Origin of the sequence: Rhizobium sp. AN5 (genome assembly GCF_900215255.1) — a bacterium.
In the GTDB taxonomy this organism is placed as follows: Bacteria; Pseudomonadota; Alphaproteobacteria; order Rhizobiales; family Rhizobiaceae; genus Agrobacterium; species Agrobacterium tumefaciens.
On the sequence record NZ_OCMJ01000004.1, the window covers coordinates 1,123,822 to 1,141,638 of the forward strand.

Sequence of the window (17,817 nt, forward strand, 5' to 3'; positions counted from 1 at the left end):
TTAATGGATCGATATGCCGACGACGACACGTTCCTCAATACCCGAGCACGTCGCCATCATCATGGATGGAAATGGGCGATGGGCAAAACAGCGCGGTCTTCCGCGCGTGATGGGGCATCGCCGCGGGGTCGAGGCTGTGCGCGAAACGGTGCGCGCGGCCGGCGACTGCGGTGTCCGCTACCTCACACTTTTCGCGTTCTCGTCTGAAAACTGGCGCAGGCCCGAATCCGAGGTCAGCGACCTGATGGGGCTCTTAAAGGCTTTCATTAGGCGCGACCTTGCGGAACTGCACCGCGAAAACGTGCGTGTGCGCATCATCGGCGATCGGCAGGGGCTGAAAAACGATATCCGCAGTCTTCTCGATGAAGCGGAACACATGACGGCTGATAACACCAGGCTGACGCTGGTGATTGCCTTCAATTACGGCAGCCGCGACGAAATTGCCCGCGCGACAATGGCGATTGCCCGCGATGTCGCAGAAGGCCGGTTGGATGCAGAATCGATCACGCCGGAGATTATTTCGGCCAGACTCGATACATCAGGCATACCGGATCCGGATCTGATCATCCGCACCAGCGGCGAGGAACGGCTGTCGAACTTCCTGCTCTGGCAGGCTGCCTATTCCGAGTTCCTGTTCGTTCCCGAATATTGGCCCGACTTCGACCGGCAGCGATTTTTTTCCGCAATCGAGCAATATGCAACGCGTGATCGCCGTTTTGGCGCTCTGGCCGAGCAGGTTGCCGTGGCAGGCGCCTGATGAGCCGTGAACTCAGACTGCGGATCATATCCGCAATCGTCATGGCGACGGTCATTTTGGCTGCGACCTGGTATGGCGGCATTCTGTTCCGCATCGTGGCCGGTCTGCTGGCGATCCTCATCTATTATGAATGGGCGACAATCACCCGCATGTCGGAAACCAATTCCACCGGCAATGCCTGGGGCTGGTTTGCGGTTGCCGTCATCGCCGGCAACACTATTTTCGGCGAACCCTCGCTCGATCTGCCTCTGCTCTCCGGCTTCACGCTGACGGCGGCACTTTTTCCCGTCTTGCGTGGCAGAAACTGGTGGCTGGTGGGCGGCATCGTTTATGCGGGTCTGAGCGGCATATCGCTGGCCGCCATTCGCGGCGATGAGCTGACCGGTTTCGTCGCCATCCTGTTCATTTTCGCTGTCGTCTGGTCAACGGATATTCTCGCTTATTTCGTCGGGCGCGCCATCGGCGGGCCGAAGCTTGCGCCGGCGATCTCACCGGGCAAGACATGGTCAGGCGCAATCGGCGGAGCGGTGGCCGCATTGATCGGCGGCGGCGCGGTGTCTCTTGCCTATCACGGCAGGATCAGCCTGCTGCTGCTTGGGCTCGCTCTCATTCTTTCGGTGTTCAGCCAGATAGGCGATCTCTTCGAATCCTTCGTGAAACGGCGTTTTCAGGTCAAGGATTCGAGCCATCTCATTCCCGGCCATGGCGGCTTCATGGACCGGGTTGACGGTCTTGTTTTCGCCTGCTTTACGGTATTCCTCATTGCTTTCGTGCATGCGGCGGCAACCGGCGACGTGCCCGGATCGGGCGGCGGCCCGTTGCCGGGCTTTTAAGCGGCACGCAAGGTCATGAAATAAAGGGCAGATTGTCATGAACACAGTAATGGCGGCGACCGGTTTTCTGACCGGCTATATCGTGCCCTTCGTCCTCGTACTTTCCCTGCTCGTTTTCGTCCATGAAATGGGCCACTACCTTGTCGGCCGCTGGAGCGGCATTCGCTCCACCGCCTTTTCCATCGGTTTCGGCCCGGAGCTAATCGGCTTTACCGACAGGCACGGCACGCGTTGGAAGATTTCCGCCATACCGCTCGGCGGCTATGTAAAATTCTTCGGCGACGAGGATGCGTCCAGCAAGCCGGATAGTTCCGGCCTGTCGCACATGTCGCTTGAGGAGAGGGCGCAGACGCTTTCCGGCGCTAAGCTGTGGAAAAGGGCGGCGACGGTTGCCGCCGGACCTATCGCCAACTTCATTCTCGCCATTCTCATCTTCGCGGTCCTGTTCGGTGTCTATGGCCGGATGATCGCCGATCCGGTCGTGGCGGAAGTGCGTGAAAACAGCGCGGCTGCCGCCGCCGGCGTGCACCCCGGTGACCGCCTCGTTGCGATCGACGGTGAAAAGGTCAAGACGTTCGAGGACGTACGCCGTTATGTTGGCATCCGTCCAGGTACGCCGATCACCGTGACCGTCGAAAGGGCAGGCGAGGAGCTGAAGCTGCCGATGGTTCCGACCCGCACCGAAACCACGGACCAGTTCGGCAACAAGCTGGAAATGGGCATCATCGGCATTGTCACCGACCAGAATAGCGGCAATTTCCGCCACATTGAGTATTCGCCGTCGCAGGCGCTGCTTGAGGGCGTGCGTGAAACCGGCCACGTCATCACCGGTACTTTCAACTACATCGGTAACCTCGTGACCGGGCGCATGAACGCCGATCAACTGGGCGGTCCCGTCCGCGTCGCACAGGCTTCGGGCCAGATGGCGACGCTCGGTATTTCAGCCGTCATCCAGCTTGCAGCGGTTCTTTCCGTATCGATCGGTCTTTTGAACCTGATGCCTGTGCCGGTTCTGGACGGCGGACATCTGGTGTTTTATGCAATCGAGGCCATCCGCGGCAGACCGCTTGGCGCCGGTGCGCAGGAGGTTGCGTTCCGTATCGGCATGGCAATGATTTTGGGTCTTATGGTTTTTGCAACATGGAATGATATCAGCAGCTTGATTGGCTGAGGATAGTGTTTTAACGGTTTTGTTAGTCGATTGTTTACCCTGTTTTTATCCCGAAGTGGCGAATGCGCCACTCTGGATCACGAAGTAAACAGAATTTAACGTTCTGACTTGCTTGTAGGGGAAAAGCAGGTAAAACGACGCACATGGCCGGAGTCGGGTTCCGCCCGCTGAGGGACAACGTAAAAAGGTAAGAATTGAAATGAAGGCTGGTTCAAGATTTTTGAACGCGGTGTCGGCGGTTGCGCTGTCTGCTGGTGTTTCTTCGGTTGCGGGCCTCGGCGTGCTTGTCTCTGCTGGTGTTGCGAATGCAGCCGTCATCAGCAAGATTGATGTTCGCGGCGCTGAGAGATCCGGTGCGGACTCCGTACGCTCCAACATTACCATTGCGCCGGGTAAGAACTTTTCCAATTCGGACATCGATGAATCGGTGAAGCGTCTTTACGCCACCGGTTACTTCTCGAATGTCTCCATGCGCGTTTCCGGCAGCACGCTGGTTGTAACGGTCAACGAAAACCAACTCGTCAATCAGGTGGTTTTCAACGGCAACCGTAAGATCAAGGACGACAAGCTCGCTGGCGTCGTGCAGACCCAGCCGCTCGGCCCGTTCAATCAGGCAATCGTTACTGCCGATATCGCGCGCATCAAGGAAGCCTATTCCGCGATCGGCCGCAGCGACGTCGAGATCACCACCCAGACCGTTTCCGTTGGTCAGGGCCGTGTGAACATCGCTTTCGTCATTAACGAAGGCGAGCGCACGAAGATCGGCCGCATCGATTTTGTCGGCAACAATTCCTATAGCGACGGTCGTCTGGCCGCTGTCATCAATACCAAGAAGTCCAACATGCTGTCGTTCCTGACACGCAAGGACGTCTATAACGAGGACAAGCTGCGCGCCGACGAAGAGGCGCTGCGCCAGTTCTACTACAACCGTGGTTATGCCGACTTCCGGGTCGTGTCGTCCGACGCGGTGCTTGATGAGTCCAAGAACGAATACACCATCTCCATCACGGTCGACGAAGGCAAGAAGTACGACTTCGGCAACGTCGCAGTCGAATCGACTGTTCCGGGTGTTGACGGCTCCGAACTTCAGGGTCTCGTGGAAACCCGCCAGGGCGCAAGCTACAGCGCCAAGGAAGTCCAGCAGAGCATGGAAGCGATTTCCAAGCGCGTTGCCGGTGAGGGTTATCCTTTCGCCCGTGTAACGCCGCGCGGCGACCGCGATATGTCTGGTAACACCATCGGTGTGACCTATATCGTCGATCAGGGCGAGCGCGCCTATGTCGAGCGTATCGAAATCCGTGGCAACACGCGTACGCGTGACTACGTCATTCGCCGCGAGTTCGACATTTCCGAAGGCGATGCTTTCAACCAGACGGTCATCACGGCTGCCAAGCGCCGTCTTGAAGCCCTCGGTTATTTCTCGAAGGTCAATGTCTCGACTGCCGGCGGCAGCGCGCCTGACCGCGTCGTCATCGTTGTCGACGTGGAAGATCAGTCGACAGGTTCGTTCGGTATCGGTGCGGGTTACTCGCAGAACGATGGTGTGCTGCTTGAAGCATCGATCGAAGAGAAAAACTTCCTCGGTCGTGGCCAGTACATTCGTCTCGCCGCCGGTGCGGGTGAAGACGATGCACGCAGCTACACGCTGTCCTTCACCGAGCCGTATTTCCTTGGTTACCGTCTGGCCGCAGGTTTCGACCTGTTCAAGAGCCAGAGCCGCAGCGAAGACTATTACGATTACGACGAGCAGGGCTTCGCACTGCGCGTGACGGCGCCGATCACCGAGAACCTCTCGACGACGTTCAAGTACACCTACAAGCAGCTCAACTATGACGGTGAGGGCGATTGGGAAACCGGCAGCAATCTTGCCGAACCCTATAAGGCTCTGATCCGTGGCGGTGACTGGACACAGTCCATCATCTCCAACACGCTGAACTACAATACGCTCGACGACCGCAACATGCCGCGCGAAGGCTGGCAGGCTGCCTTGACGAACGAATTTGCAGGCCTCGGCGGCGATTCCGAATATTACAAGATCTACGCCAAGGCGCGCTTCTACTACACGCTTTCGGACGAGTACGATGTTATCGGCTCGCTCACCGGTCAGGCGGGTCACGTCGTGCCGACGGGCGACAATCTGCTGGTGTTCGATCAGTTCAAATTCGGCGGTCGTCAGGTTCGCGGCTTCAAGAACGATGGTATTGGCCCACGTATCGGTTCAGACTCGATCGGCGGCACGACCTACTTCGCGGCTTCTGCTGAAGTCACGGCTCCGATGCCAGGTGTTCCGGAAGATTTCGGCCTCCGTCTCGCCGGTTTCGTCGATGCCGGTACGCTGTACGGCAACAAGGTTGCCAACAGCGCAGGCGTGAAGGATGACAACTCCATCCGCGCATCCGCCGGTATCGGTGTGATGTGGGCATCGCCCTTCGGCCCGATCCGCGTCGACTACGCGGTTCCGATCGCCAAGGAAGACTACGATGAGGAACAGCGTTTCCGGTTTGGCATGTCCAACACTTTCTGATATCGGCAGTCCAGAACTGCAACTTTGAACGTTCTGGAGTGTCCGGCTAATGGAATACAACGCGTTTTTTCCGCCCCACGAGGGACTGCGATTGAAAGACATCGCAGACCGTTTTGGGGCGGAACTGTCTGATGAGGCGGCGGGAGAACGGATCATCAGGTCCGTTGCGCCGGTCTACCGGGCAAAACCCGACCAGCTCTGCTATATTCTTTCGCGAAAGAACCGCGATGAGTTGCCGACCTGTGAGGCCGGCGCCGTCATTTGTGACGCCGCACTTGCGGATATGCTGCCATCTCACATCCCGGCGCTGATATCGAAAAACCCGCACACGCTTTTTGCGCAGGTAGGTGCCTTGCTGCATCCCGCCGCGATGCGTCCCGGTACGATTGTGGTGATGGAAGCTGAAGTTTCCCATACCGCGCATGTCGATCCGTCTGCAAAGCTGGAAGCTGGCGTGATTGTCGAGCCGCTCGCCGTGATTGGCGCTGGTGCCCATATCGGCGCCGGTACGCGGATCGGACCTGGTGTCATCATCGGCGCGGATGTTCAGGTGGGGCGTGATTGCACGATTGCCGGCGGCGCGAGCATTCTTGCCGCTCTCATCGGCAACAATGTGATTATTCACAACGGCGCACGCATCGGTCAGGACGGGTTCGGTTATGCGCCCGGTCCGCGCGGCATGCTGAAGATCGTGCAGATCGGTCGGGTTATCATTCAGGATAATGTCGAGATCGGCGCCAATACGACGATCGACCGTGGCACCATGGACGATACGGTCATCGGCGAAGGTACCAAGATCGACAACCAGGTTCAGATCGGTCACAACGTCCGCATCGGCCGCCATTGCGGCATCGTCAGCAAGGTCGGCATTGCGGGCAGCACCCGCATCGGCGATGGTGTGATGATCGGCGGCGCGGCGGGTATCAACGGCCATATCACCATTGGTGACGGCGTGCAGATTGCGGCGATGAGCGGTGTTGTCGCCGACGTTCCGGCCGGCGCCCGTTATGGTGGGACGCCAGCGCGTCCGATGAAGTATTTCCTGCGCGACATGGCCGATATTCTGGCGCGCGCTGAAGGGCGTGATAAAAAAACAGGAGAAAAAAACGATGGCTGAAGAAACCAAGACGACGCTCGGCGCGGCTGACATTCTGGAAGTCATGAAGCTTTTGCCGCATCGTTACCCGTTCTTGCTCATCGACAAGATCATCGAGATCGATGGTAATAATTCGGCGATTGGCATCAAGAACGTGACGGTCAACGAACCGCATTTCACCGGTCATTTCCCGGATCGCCCGATCATGCCGGGCGTTTTGATCGTCGAGGCCATGGCTCAGACGGCAGGTGCGATCTGCGCCCGCAGCCAGGGTGAGGGCGGTTATCTCGTCTATTTCATGACCATCGACAACGCGCGCTTCCGCAGACCCGTCGTTCCCGGCGATCGTCTGGAAATTCACGTGGTCAAGCAGCGCCAGCGCGGCAATGTCTTCAAATTTCATTGCGAGGCCAAGGTCGAAGGCGCGCTGGTGGCAGAAGCTGACGTCGGCGCGATGATGATCCCCGAGGACCAGCAATGAGCACTATCGCGGCTTCGGCAAAAATTCACCCGACCGCTGTTGTCGAAGACGGCGCGGTTATCGGTGAAAATGTCGTCATCGGTGCCCTGAGCTATGTCGGCGCGAAAGTCACGCTGCAAGACGAGGTCACGCTGCACAATCACGCCGTCGTCTCCGGTCTTACCGTCATTGGCCGTGGTTCGGTCATCCATCCAATGGCCGTTATTGGCGGTACACCGCAGGCGATTCGCCACGATGGCTCGGAAACGACGCTCGAGATCGGTGCACGCTGCATCATGCGCGAAGGCGTAACGATGAATGCCGGCAGCTCCGACGGCAGCGGCAAGACGATTGTCGGTGATGACAACCTGTTCCTCGCCAATTCGCACGTAGCGCATGATTGTCGCCTCGGCAGCCATATCATCCTGTCGAACAATGTGATGCTGGCGGGACATGTCACCATCGAGGACCGCGCCATCCTGGGCGGCGGCTGTGCCGTGCACCAGTTCACCCGAATCGGTCGTCAGGCCTTCATCGGCGGGCTGTCGGCGGTCAACTATGACGTCATTCCCTATGGCATGCTGAACGGTAATCCCGGCATTCTCGGTGGGCTGAATGTCGTTGGCATGACGCGTTCCGGTATCGACCGCGCGGATATTCACAAGGTCAGGCGCGTCTTCAAGCAGATATTCGAAGGCGAAGGCGCCATCCGCAGCAATGCGGCTGCGATTGACCGCGCAGAATATCTCGATTGCCCCCAGGTCATCGAAATCCTCGATTTCATCGGTGCGGATAGCGACCGCGCGCTTTCCTCGCCAAACCGGGGCAAGTGAGCCGTGACAGGCGGCGGGCGTCTCGCCATCGTGGCCGGAAGCGGCCAGCTGCCGCTGCATGTCGCAGCGGCCGCGCGCGAGATGGGGGAGAACCCCTTCATTGTACAGCTGCGCGATGATTCCCTGTTTGACTGGAGCGGTTTCGACAATGCGGTGATCAGCGTCGGCGATGTCGCCGGGCTTGGTCGTCTGCTGCGCGAAAACAAGGTGGACCGCGTCGTGCTTTCCGGCGCCGTAGCGCGGCGCCCGGAATGGCGGGAAATCCGCCCCACGATCGGCATATTGCTGAAACTGCCATCCATCGTCCGCACCCTGCTGTCGAGCGGCGATGACGCCGTTTTGCAGATGGTCATCAAGGTCATCGGCACGCTCGGTGCAAAAGTCATCGGTGCCCACGAGATCGCACCCGGTCTGCTTGCGACGACCGGCCCTTTCGGTGCGCATAAACCTGCTGAAGATGATCTGCGCGACATACGCAAGGCCGCGCAGGCCGCACTCGCACTCGGCACGCTTGATGTCGGGCAGGGCGCAGTCGCCGTTGGCGGCCGTATCGTTGCACTGGAGGGCGTGGAGGGCACAGACGCGATGCTGGCGCGTGTTGCGGCATTGCGCGCCGAGGGCCGCATCTCGCCCCGTCGAAAGGGTGTTTTGGTGAAGCTCTGCAAGCCGCAGCAGGATATCCGTGCTGACCTGCCGACCATCGGCGTGGAAACGGTGGAGAACGCGCATAAGGCCGGGCTGGCGGGGATCGCCGTTGAAGCCGGACGCGCGCTGGTACTTGATCGCGATGAGATGTTGAAGGCGGCAGATCAGGCCGGCATATTCGTCTGCGGTATTGATACGTCACTCGGTGAAGACATGATGGGCGGAGACATGGTGGGATGACGGCAACATTGAAGGTGGCGGTTATAGCCGGCGAGGTATCCGGCGATCTTCTGGGCGCCGATCTCATCCGGTCCCTGAAAGGCCATTACTCGGGTTCTATCGAGCTGATGGGCGTCGGCGGTGAAGCTCTGGAGGCGCAGGGGCTGGTTTCGCTGTTCGATTATTCCGAACTCTCCATCATGGGCTTCACACAGGTTCTGAAGAAGCTGCCGAAGCTGATTTCGCGGATCAACCAGACTGCGCAGGCAATCATTGTCGCCAAGCCGGATATTCTGCTGATCATCGACAGTCCGGATTTCACCCATCGTGTTGCGAAAAAAGTCCGCAAACAATTGCCGCATCTGCCGGTCGTCAATTATGTCTGCCCCAGCGTCTGGGCGTGGAAGGAATATCGCGCCACTGCGATGCTGTCCTATGTCGATCACGTTCTGGCCCTGCTTCCATTCGAGCCGGAGGCGATGCGGCGTCTCGGCGGCCCGCCGACAACCTTTGTCGGCCATCGCCTCAGCGTCGATCAAGATGTGCTCTCCGTGCGGCAGAGGCGGGCTGAGCGGCTACTCCCTGCCAATGGCGAACCGAAAACCATTCTGCTCCTGCCGGGGTCACGTTCCACCGAAACGACCCGATTGATGGAGCCGTTTCAGGAGGCCGCAAAAGCCTATGTCGAGCGCAACGGCCCGACGAAGTTTCTGCTGCCGACAGTGCCGCGCCAGGAAAACCGCATCCGCGAACTGGCGGCAACATGGCCGCATGATATCAGGCCTGAAATAGGCATCGATCCCGCCTTCAAGTGGAATGCATTTGCGCGCGCCGATGCGGCGATTGCCGCCTCCGGCACCGTTATTCTCGAACTCGCGCTCGTCGGCGTACCGACCATATCGGTCTACAAGACCGACTGGATTTTCACGATGCTGAGCAAGCGGGTGAAAACCTGGACGGGCGCGCTTCCGAACCTGATTGCCGACTATGTCGTCGTGCCAGAATATTTCAACGAGGTGGTACGGGCAGGGTCGATGCTGCGCTGGGCCGAGCGGCTCTCATCCGACACCACCGAACGGCGGGCGATGCTGGAAGGCTATGCTCTGGTGCAGGAGCGTTTGCACACCGAAGTGCCTCCTGGCGAAACCGGCGCCCTTATCCTTCTCGATGTGCTGAACAGCCGCAAGCAGCAAGGCTGAACCGGCAGCGATCCTGTCTGCTTCTTAGGGTCGGCAGGGCAGGTTTCGCTATTCTTCTCGATGATCATATCCAACAAAAAAGCCGGCGGATAAAACCCGCCGGCTTTTTTATATTGGTTGGTTTCCCGGCTTAACGCTTGGAAACCGGAACGTAGTCACGCTTGCCGGCGCCTGTGTAGAGCTGGCGCGGACGGCCGATGCGCTGCTGCGGATCCTCGATCATTTCGTTCCACTGCGCGATCCAGCCGACGGTCCGGGCCAGTGCGAACAGCACGGTAAACATGGTCGTTGGGAAGCCAAGCGCCTTCAGCGTGATACCCGAATAGAAGTCGACGTTCGGGTACAGCTTCTTCTCGACGAAATAAGGATCGGAAAGAGCGATCTTTTCAAGTTCGAGCGCGACCTGCATGATCGGATCGTCGGAATTGCCGGTGGCTTCCAGCACTTCGTACATCGTCTTCTGCATGATCTTGGCGCGCGGGTCGTAGTTCTTGTACACGCGGTGGCCAAAGCCCATCAGGCGGAACGGATCGTTCTTGTCCTTGGCGCGGGCAATATATTCCGGAATGCGGTCAACCGTGCCGATTTCGTTGAGCATGTTGAGCGCCGCTTCGTTGGCGCCGCCATGTGCCGGACCCCAGAGGCAGGCGATGCCCGCTGCAATACAGGCGAACGGGTTTGCACCCGACGAACCGGCAAGACGCACCGTGGAGGTGGAAGCGTTCTGCTCGTGATCCGCATGCAGGATGAAGATGCGGTCCATGGCGCGAGCCAGAACCGGATCGACCTTGTACTCTTCGCAAGGCACGGCAAAGCACATGTGCAGGAAGTTGGAAGCGTAATCGAGGTCGTTCTTCGGGTAAACGAAGGGCTGGCCGATATGGTACTTGTAGGCCATGGCGGCGATCGTCGGCATTTTCGCGATCATCCGCAGCGAAGCGACCATGCGCTGGTGCGGATCCGTAATGTCCGTCGAGTCGTGATAGAAGGCCGAGAGAGCGCCGACCGTGCCGCACATGACGGCCATCGGATGTGCGTCGCGACGGTAGCCGGTGAAGAAGCGGCTCATCTGCTCATGCACCATGGTGTGGCGCGTGACGCGGGTGTCGAAGTCCTTCTTCTGCGCAGCCGTCGGCAATTCGCCGTAAAGCAGCAGATAGCAGGTTTCCAGGAAGTCGCCCTGTTCGGCAAGCTGCTCGATGGGGAAGCCGCGGTGCAGAAGAACGCCTTCGTCACCATCGATATAGGTGATCTTGGATTCGCAGGAGGCTGTCGAGGTGAAGCCGGGGTCGTAGGTGAAGGAGCCCGTGTGCTTGTACAGCGTGGCGATATCGACGACGCTTGGTCCAATCGTGCCTTCCCTGACCGGGAGTTCGACCTGTTTTTCGCCAAGTGTCACTGTAGCGCTTTTTTCCGTCATACTGATCCTCCGAAAACATGCGGGTGGGGGCGTTGAGATACGCCCCGCGGTTAAGCGTCTACCGATTAGCTATATGATCCTTGCGCGGATGCCAAGCTATCCAAAGGTCAAATTGTGCATTGCGGCAAACGCAATCGCGTTGCTTCAGGCTTTCCCGGCAGCAGCAATTCAATCTCGGTCAACGCATCGTTAAAGTAAAGGATTGCAATCCCCAGCGCTGGTCTGCAAACCTGTTTTTGGTGCGGCAAGGGGCGGTGGGGATTGCTCGGTCAAGGGGAAAAACAGCATTTCGGATATGCTAAAACGATGCAGGGAGACATGCCCGGCACGCGGGAAATTCTGTTTCCTCTCCGCCGAAGCAGTGATGCGGCAACATATGACATCCCCGCCATTATTCCCGAGACTAACCGCAACACTACCGTGGCGGAAAAAATCGCCACGTGCCTGGCCGAGGAGCGCGCATTCGGCCACGATTTTCTTTTCATTCCCGTTTCCATCGGCTGCGGCGCGGTACTCTGGTTTTCTCTAGATGCCACGCCTTCCCCGGTCGTTTTGATTGCCACATTTCTTTTTGTCGCCGTTCTGGCACTCTTTGTGAGATATAAAGCTGGCATTGCGGCAGCGGTTTGCGGCCCTTTCGCTTTTCTATTGCTCGGCATGCTTCTGGCCGATTTCGAAACCCGACGGGCAGGGACCTTGGTGCTGGATACCCCCGTCACCACCACCATCACCGGCACCGTGGCGCGCCGGGAGGTCGATGCACGCGGCTACTGGCGATATGTCGTTGATCTGACCGCAACAGCGGACCCGACATTGTCGCGTCCACCGCAGAGGATATCGGTGCTTTCGCGTGGCGGAGGCGAGCCTATCGCACTCGGCGCCACCCTTCGCGGCAAGGTCCGCCTCTCGCCGCCATCCGGCCCCGCCTTGCCGGGACTGAACGACTTCGCCTTCACGTCCTATTTCAGAGGTTTAGGCGCGACCGGTTTCTTTTATAAATCACCGCAAACGCTTGTGTCACCTGTTGGTGACGCAAGGCCTGACAAGGGTTGGTTGGAATGGGCCGATATGCGGCTCTACGGCCTTCGCAGCGCAATTGCCGAACGCATCCGCACCACCATCGGCGGTGATGCCGGAGCCTTCGCCGCCTCCATCATCACCGATGAGAGACAGGCCATATCGGCGGAGACGATGGAAGCGTTGCGGCTCTCCGGCCTTGCCCATATCGTTGCCATATCCGGGCTCAACATGGCACTGGCCTCCGGCATATTCTTTGTTGGCCTGAGACTGGCCTTCAGCCTGTTTCTCGCCTTTGCGCAGCGCTGGCCGGTCAAGAAGATCGCGGCTTTCGCGGCACTGCTGATGACGTTCGCCTATTATCTGATTTCCGGTTTCGCCGTTTCCGCCGAGCGCGCCTGGCTGATGATGTCTGTGATGCTGATTGCGGTCCTTTTCGATCAACCATCACTCAGCCTCAGAAACGTTGCCATTTCCGCCCTGATCATTCTGGTTTTCTCGCCCTCGGAAATCATGGGTCCGAGTTTTCAGATGTCATTTGCCGCCACCATAGCGCTTGTTTCGGCCTATGCCTTCTGGAGCCGTTGGCGCACGGATCGCGAGCGGCTGTTCATCGGGCGCAAGCCCGCATGGCTGAAGGTGGCGGAAATGATGGGCGCGGTCATTGGCGGCGTTATCACGACGTCGCTGATCGGGGGCCTTTCGACGGCGATCTATTCGGCCGAACATTTTCACCGTGTCACCACCTATGGACTGTTCGCCAATCTGGCTGCGATGCCGCTCATGTCGCTGATCGTCATGCCATTCGCTCTTCTCGCCATGCTGCTGATGCCCTTCGGGCTCGATGCGCCGTTCCTGAAGATCATGGGTTATGGCATGGCACTCGTCATCGAGGTTGCAAACGAGGTGGCCTCCTGGGGCGGCAGCGCAGCGACTGGGCGTCCGCATGGCTGGTTTATCGGTTTGGCTTCGGTGGGTTTCCTGCTGCTGACATTGCTGCGCAGCCGGCTTGCGCTTCTTGGCATCCCGTTTCTGCTCTTCGCCTTCGGCGTGTCGGCAGTTACGGCCTATCGTGATCTGCCGGATCTATTGATTCACGAGGACGGTGAATTGGTGGCACTCTTGGAGGACGGCAAGGTCTCCACCACAAAAGCCCGTCCGCAGGGCTTCGTTTACGGCCAGTGGCAAAGGGCGCTGCTGCTGCCGGAAAAAACCGTGCCGCCGGATTTTATAAATGGTGAGAGCACGGCAAATACTGCTGGTTCTCACTCGAGATCGCAACTGTCGCCGGAAGACATGGCTGTGGTGGTGCGCGAGATGACGGCGGCGCTCAAAGACGCCGAAGCTGGCGTCTTCATCTGCAGGAAAGACATATGGTGCGTAGCGAGCGCCGCAAGCGGAGAGTGGATCGTCGTTCTGGAAGATGGCCGCTTCGCCGGAAAAGCCTGCGATATTGCCGATATCGTCGTTGTTTCCCGCAGAACCTCTTTTTCGCAGTGCCGCTCGGGTGCACTCCTGCTCAGCCGTGACATCTTGCGGCGTCTCGGTTCTGTGGAAATAGATTTTGCCAACAAGAGGGAGGAGGGTGTGGCGAGCGGGCTGCGCGCCGCAATCGCCGGAACGGACAGGCCCTGGAGCCAGCACCGTTATTACGACTGGAAGTGCGGACGTTTCGACCGTGATCTGCCGCAGCCCATCATCCGGCTGCTGGCGGCGTCGCAATGACCGCCGCAAACGTAGATCATCAGGCCATTGCGCGCAGATCTTCAGTCAATTCGCCTATCCCGCCAACTTCCTCTTCATGACCAGCGTCCCGCCAGCTCTCCTTCAAACCGGCCTCGTACCATTCTTGCATGGCAGGCAGGGCGAGCAGCCGGTCGCAATAGGCTTTCGCTGCTGGCGAAAGATCCGCGCTGCCATAGGTCTGGAAACGGAATGCAACCGGGCAGAAGAAAGCATCGACCGCCGTGAATTTCTGACCGGCAAGATACGGCCCGCCGAATTTCGTGAGACCCTCGCTCCACAACGCATCGATCCGCTTTATATCGGCCTTAAGCCCGGCATCGCCACCCCTGGGTTTGACCCGAATGCCCACCGACATGGGATAAAGATTGCGCAGCGACGAAAAGCCGGCATGCATCTCACTCGCGGCCGAACGCGACCAAGCCCTCGCATGCTTGTCGCTTGCCCAGACGCCCTGGTGTCTTTCGGCAAGATATTCGACGATCGAAAGCGTTTCCCAAACCGTCATACCCTCGTCGACCAGGCAGGGCACCTTGCCCGTCGGCGAAAAGGAGGAGAAGGAGACGCCTTCACCGAACGGAATGAGCTTTTCATCAAAGGCGATACCGAGCGTGCGCATCAATACCCACGGCCGCAGCGACCATGAAGAATAGTTCTTGTTGGCTATATAAAGATCGTACATGGCGTATCTCCCGGATATGACGCGCATTTCTACACCTGCCAAGCGTTCATGGAATATCGAAAATTATCCATGGCTCCCATAAACGCCGTTGATGAATGGTGATGTGGGGTCGCTGAGAGCGCGCCTCGCGATAAGTCACCCTTTGGTGATGACTAGAAACTGACTGCGCAGCACGACAGAACTACGTTGCTAAAAAACAGCGGATGGGATCACTTCGACAATTACAGAGAGCAGCCCATTCGCCACCACGCCTGTAGCTAGACCGAAGCATCTGTATGGAGCAGGAGCTCAGTTTAGAAAGGGCAACGCGCATAGGCTGAATGGTGCATATCCTCGTGCACCCGCAAAAGCACGCCACGTTTGGAAACAGCCAAAACTATTATAGGCGCCATCTTCACGATGACGCCTATTGTAAAGTGAATACATTCGGTTCGATAAGATCAATGGTAGCGGCGGATCAGCCCCACCAGCTTGCCCTGAATTTTCACCCGGTCCGGCCCGAAGATACGGGTCTCATAGGCTGGGTTTGCCGCCTCGAGCGCAATGGAGGCTCCCTTGCGGCGGAAGCGCTTCAGCGTGGCTTCCTCGTCATCCACCAGAGCCACAACGATATCCCCGGGATTGGCGGTGTTGCCGTTGCGGATGATGACTGTGTCGCCGTCGAAAATGCCGGCCTCGATCATCGAATCACCCTTGACCTCAAGAGCGTAATGTTCGCCCGTGCCAAGCATGTCCACTGGCACGGCCACATCATGGGTGTTGTTCTGGATGGCGGAAATCGGCACGCCCGCAGCGATGCGGCCCATGACCGGCACGGTGACAGCCCCGCCCAGATCGTTGGCCGGCGTCTTGGGGGCGGGGGCCGGTTCCGGCGTCTTGGGCTTGCCAAGGCTGCCTTCGATAACGCTTGGCGAAAAGCCGCGCTGCGGCCTTGCGCCCGGCGTATAAGCCTCGGGCAGCTTGATGACTTCCAGCGCCCGAGCCCTATTCGGTAGCCGACGAATGAACCCGCGCTCTTCGAGAGCGGTTATCAGGCGGTGGATGCCGGATTTCGAAGCAAGATCGAGTGCGTCCTTCATTTCATCGAAGGAGGGCGGCACGCCGGACTCTTTCATTCGTTCATGAATGAAGAGAAGCAATTCCTGCTGTTTGCGCGTGAGCATGAGGAAAACACCCTTTAGAATCGTAGTGGAAGTCGCGAAACAAATACAGAACGAACACTATATGTTCCATATGTGTTCTGCAATCCCCTAAAATTTCGTGAAGGTGGCATCTGTTGCTGTGATGATTTGCCTCACAGCACGCAATTGTGCTTTTGTGCGGTCGAAACCGTCCCGGCATGCTCCGGGCGGAAGGCCAGCAGGATACATGTCATGACGAAACCCTATAGCGTTGACCATCTCGTTTTGCCCGTGGAAGTCATAGGCGTCGCCGTGAAGCGCCTCGTCAGTCTTGGCTTTACGGTTGCGCCGGAGGCTCTGCATCCTTTCGGCACCGAAAATGCCTGCGTATTTTTCGCCGATGGCACGTATCTGGAGCCGCTCTCAATTGCTGATCCGGCTAAATATAATGCCTCGATAGAGAGGGGTGATGTGTTCACGGGCAGGGATGTGGCCTTCCGGCAACGGGACGGGCAGGAGGGTTTTTCGGCTCTTGTCGCCAGGACCGAAGACGCCTTGATTGACCATGAGCGGTTTCGGGCAGCCGGCCTTTCGGCGGGCGATGTTTTCGAGTTTTCGCGGCCTGTTCGGATGCCGGATGGCTCGCAAGGCGAGGCGGCGTTCCGGCTGGCTTTTGCGGCAAGCGGGGCGGCCGCGGATTTCTTTTTGTTCAGTTGTCAGCGGCTTCAAGCCCTGCCGGGCGATCGCACCATGCTGGAGCGCCACGCCAATGGTGTCACCGGCCTCAGTGAAATCGTCCTGTTTTCTGGCGGCGATGCGAAGGTGGCGGGCCTGATCGAGACGGTGTTTGGCTGTGAAGGCAAACTGTCTCCGGGCGGTGATATGGTTTTCGCAACCGGCAACGCCAGCATCAGATTGACCGGAAAACCGCCTTTCAGCGGGCAGGCCCTGAATGCTCAGGATGGCAACGAAGGCGGATTGCGCGGCGCGGGCATCGTCTTTTCGTCACACGATCTTGCCGTGACAGAAGCGGTGCTTGCTGCTAATGGCGTGTCCTGCGCAAAAGCGGACGGCCGTCTGGTGGTGCCCGTAGCACCCGGTCAGGGTGTTGCCTTCGCCTTCGAGGAAAAATGATGAGCGTTACGAACAATCTTAAAGTCACTGCCGGCGACGGCGCCAGCAAGGTTTCCTTCTCGAATACCGAGCGGTTTTCGCTGATTGCCGGCCCCTGCCAGATGGAAAGCCGCGAACATGCCTTCATGATCGCTGGCGTCCTGAAGGAGCTTTGCGACAAGCTTGGAATAGGGCTTGTCTACAAGTCCTCTTTCGACAAGGCGAACCGCACTTCGCTTTCCGGCAAACGCGGCATCGGCCTGGATAACGCGATGCAGGTTTTTGCCGATCTCAAGAAGGAATTCGGTTTTCCTGTTCTGACCGACATCCACACGGAAGAGCAATGCGCCATCGTTTCCGAGGTGGTGGACGTGCTGCAGATTCCGGCGTTCCTAAGCCGCCAGACCGATCTTCTCGTTGCCGCCGCCAAAACCGGCCGCGTCATCAACGTCAAGAAAGGCCAGTTTCTGGCGCCCTGGGACATGAAGAACGTGCTTGCCAAACTGAATGAGAGCGGCAATGCGAATGTGATGTTGTGCGAGCGCGGCGCGTCCTTCGGTTACAACACGCTGGTTTCCGACATGCGCTCGTTGCCGATCATGGCAGCGCTCGGCGCACCTGTCGTGTTCGACGCCACCCATTCGGTGCAGCAGCCGGGCGGGCAGGGCGGCTCCACAGGTGGCCAGCGCGAATTCGTCGAGACGTTGGCGCGTGCGGCCGTTGCGGTTGGCGTGGCTGGCCTCTTCATCGAGACCCATGAGGATCCGGACAATGCGCCGTCAGACGGCCCTAACATGGTCCACCTGAAGGACATGCCGAAACTGCTCGAAAAGCTTCTGGCTTTCGACGCGATTACGAAAGCCTGATCGGCTGACCGTTACGGCGGGCACTTTTGTGCCAATCGATTTTAATGGCGGGCGGGCCGTTTCCGCTGCCCACCGTCATTGTAATTTCTTCGCCATCGTCTAAGACAGGCGACGGAAA

General features: G+C 58.6%; 15 protein-coding genes. 12 read left to right on the forward strand and 3 right to left on the reverse strand.

From position 1 onward, the window contains the following. Positions 1-13 precede the first annotated feature (13 nt). The 9 genes from CRP02_RS17950 to lpxB all read left to right on the forward strand — a co-directional run bounded on the left by CRP02_RS17950 (position 14) and on the right by lpxB (position 9,737). Positions 14-757, forward strand: a complete 744-nt coding sequence (locus CRP02_RS17950) for an isoprenyl transferase (RefSeq protein WP_097171865.1) — start codon at positions 14-16, stop codon at positions 755-757. Further along, positions 757-1,590 carry a phosphatidate cytidylyltransferase gene (locus tag CRP02_RS17955; RefSeq protein WP_097171866.1) on the forward strand — a complete coding sequence of 278 codons (834 nt, stop codon included), beginning with the start codon at positions 757-759 and terminating at the stop codon, positions 1,588-1,590. The genes CRP02_RS17950 and CRP02_RS17955 overlap by 1 nt, the downstream gene beginning before the upstream one ends. A 49-nt stretch (positions 1,591-1,639) precedes the next feature. Next, on the forward strand, positions 1,640-2,761 hold the full coding sequence (gene rseP / locus CRP02_RS17960; protein WP_174002333.1) for an RIP metalloprotease RseP: 1,122 nt from the start codon (positions 1,640-1,642) through the stop codon (positions 2,759-2,761). Positions 2,762-2,960: 199 nt separating this feature from the next. After that, positions 2,961-5,285, forward strand: a complete 2,325-nt coding sequence (gene bamA / locus CRP02_RS17965) for an outer membrane protein assembly factor BamA (protein ID WP_097102428.1) — start codon at positions 2,961-2,963, stop codon at positions 5,283-5,285. Between the two features lie 49 nt (positions 5,286-5,334). Next, positions 5,335-6,402: a UDP-3-O-(3-hydroxymyristoyl)glucosamine N-acyltransferase gene (lpxD, locus tag CRP02_RS17970; RefSeq protein WP_003512851.1), complete on the forward strand. Its 1,068-nt coding sequence runs from the start codon at positions 5,335-5,337 to the stop codon at positions 6,400-6,402. Continuing rightward, complete coding sequence (gene fabZ, locus CRP02_RS17975) at positions 6,395-6,862, forward strand: 3-hydroxyacyl-ACP dehydratase FabZ (RefSeq protein WP_003512853.1); 468 nt, start codon at positions 6,395-6,397, stop codon at positions 6,860-6,862. The genes lpxD and fabZ overlap by 8 nt, the downstream gene beginning before the upstream one ends. Further along, on the forward strand, positions 6,859-7,674 hold the full coding sequence (gene lpxA / locus CRP02_RS17980) for an acyl-ACP--UDP-N-acetylglucosamine O-acyltransferase (RefSeq protein WP_013636021.1): 816 nt from the start codon (positions 6,859-6,861) through the stop codon (positions 7,672-7,674). The genes fabZ and lpxA overlap by 4 nt, the downstream gene beginning before the upstream one ends. A gap of 3 nt (positions 7,675-7,677) precedes the next feature. Next, positions 7,678-8,559: an LpxI family protein gene (locus CRP02_RS17985; RefSeq protein ID WP_179784061.1), complete on the forward strand. Its 882-nt coding sequence runs from the start codon at positions 7,678-7,680 to the stop codon at positions 8,557-8,559. Continuing rightward, positions 8,556-9,737, forward strand: a complete 1,182-nt coding sequence (gene lpxB / locus CRP02_RS17990) for a lipid-A-disaccharide synthase (RefSeq protein WP_097171868.1) — start codon at positions 8,556-8,558, stop codon at positions 9,735-9,737. Before CRP02_RS17985 ends, lpxB begins: the two co-directional genes overlap by 4 nt. 130 nt (positions 9,738-9,867) lie before the next feature. On the opposite strand, the gene gltA is transcribed toward lpxB, so the two are convergent. Further along, positions 9,868-11,157: a citrate synthase gene (gene gltA / locus CRP02_RS17995; RefSeq protein WP_003496202.1), complete on the reverse strand. Its 1,290-nt coding sequence runs from the start codon at positions 11,155-11,157 to the stop codon at positions 9,868-9,870. A 306-nt stretch (positions 11,158-11,463) separates the two neighbouring features. Here gltA and CRP02_RS18000 point away from each other — a divergent pair, with 306 nt between their 5' ends. Beyond that, positions 11,464-13,899 carry a ComEC/Rec2 family competence protein gene (locus CRP02_RS18000; protein WP_097171869.1) on the forward strand — a complete coding sequence of 812 codons (2,436 nt, stop codon included), beginning with the start codon at positions 11,464-11,466 and terminating at the stop codon, positions 13,897-13,899. A gap of 19 nt (positions 13,900-13,918) precedes the next feature. Here the strand turns inward: CRP02_RS18000 and CRP02_RS18005 are convergent, their stop codons facing one another. Next, positions 13,919-14,599 (reverse strand): glutathione S-transferase family protein, encoded by a 681-nt coding sequence (locus tag CRP02_RS18005; RefSeq protein WP_097171870.1) that lies wholly within the window; start codon positions 14,597-14,599, stop codon positions 13,919-13,921. A gap of 440 nt (positions 14,600-15,039) precedes the next feature. After that, entirely contained in the window at positions 15,040-15,762 is a 723-nt protein-coding gene (gene lexA, locus CRP02_RS18010) for a transcriptional repressor LexA (protein WP_003512859.1), read from the reverse strand. Positions 15,763-15,972: 210 nt separating this feature from the next. Between lexA and CRP02_RS18015 the strand changes: the two genes are divergently transcribed. Together CRP02_RS18015 and kdsA are read left to right on the forward strand one after the other, a co-directional pair. Beyond that, complete coding sequence (locus CRP02_RS18015) at positions 15,973-16,854, forward strand: VOC family protein (RefSeq protein WP_097171871.1); 882 nt, start codon at positions 15,973-15,975, stop codon at positions 16,852-16,854. Continuing rightward, a complete protein-coding gene (gene kdsA, locus CRP02_RS18020) occupies positions 16,854-17,699 on the forward strand; it encodes a 3-deoxy-8-phosphooctulonate synthase (protein WP_097171872.1) in 846 nt (281 codons plus the stop codon). The genes CRP02_RS18015 and kdsA overlap by 1 nt, the downstream gene beginning before the upstream one ends. Positions 17,700-17,817: the final 118 nt, after the last annotated feature.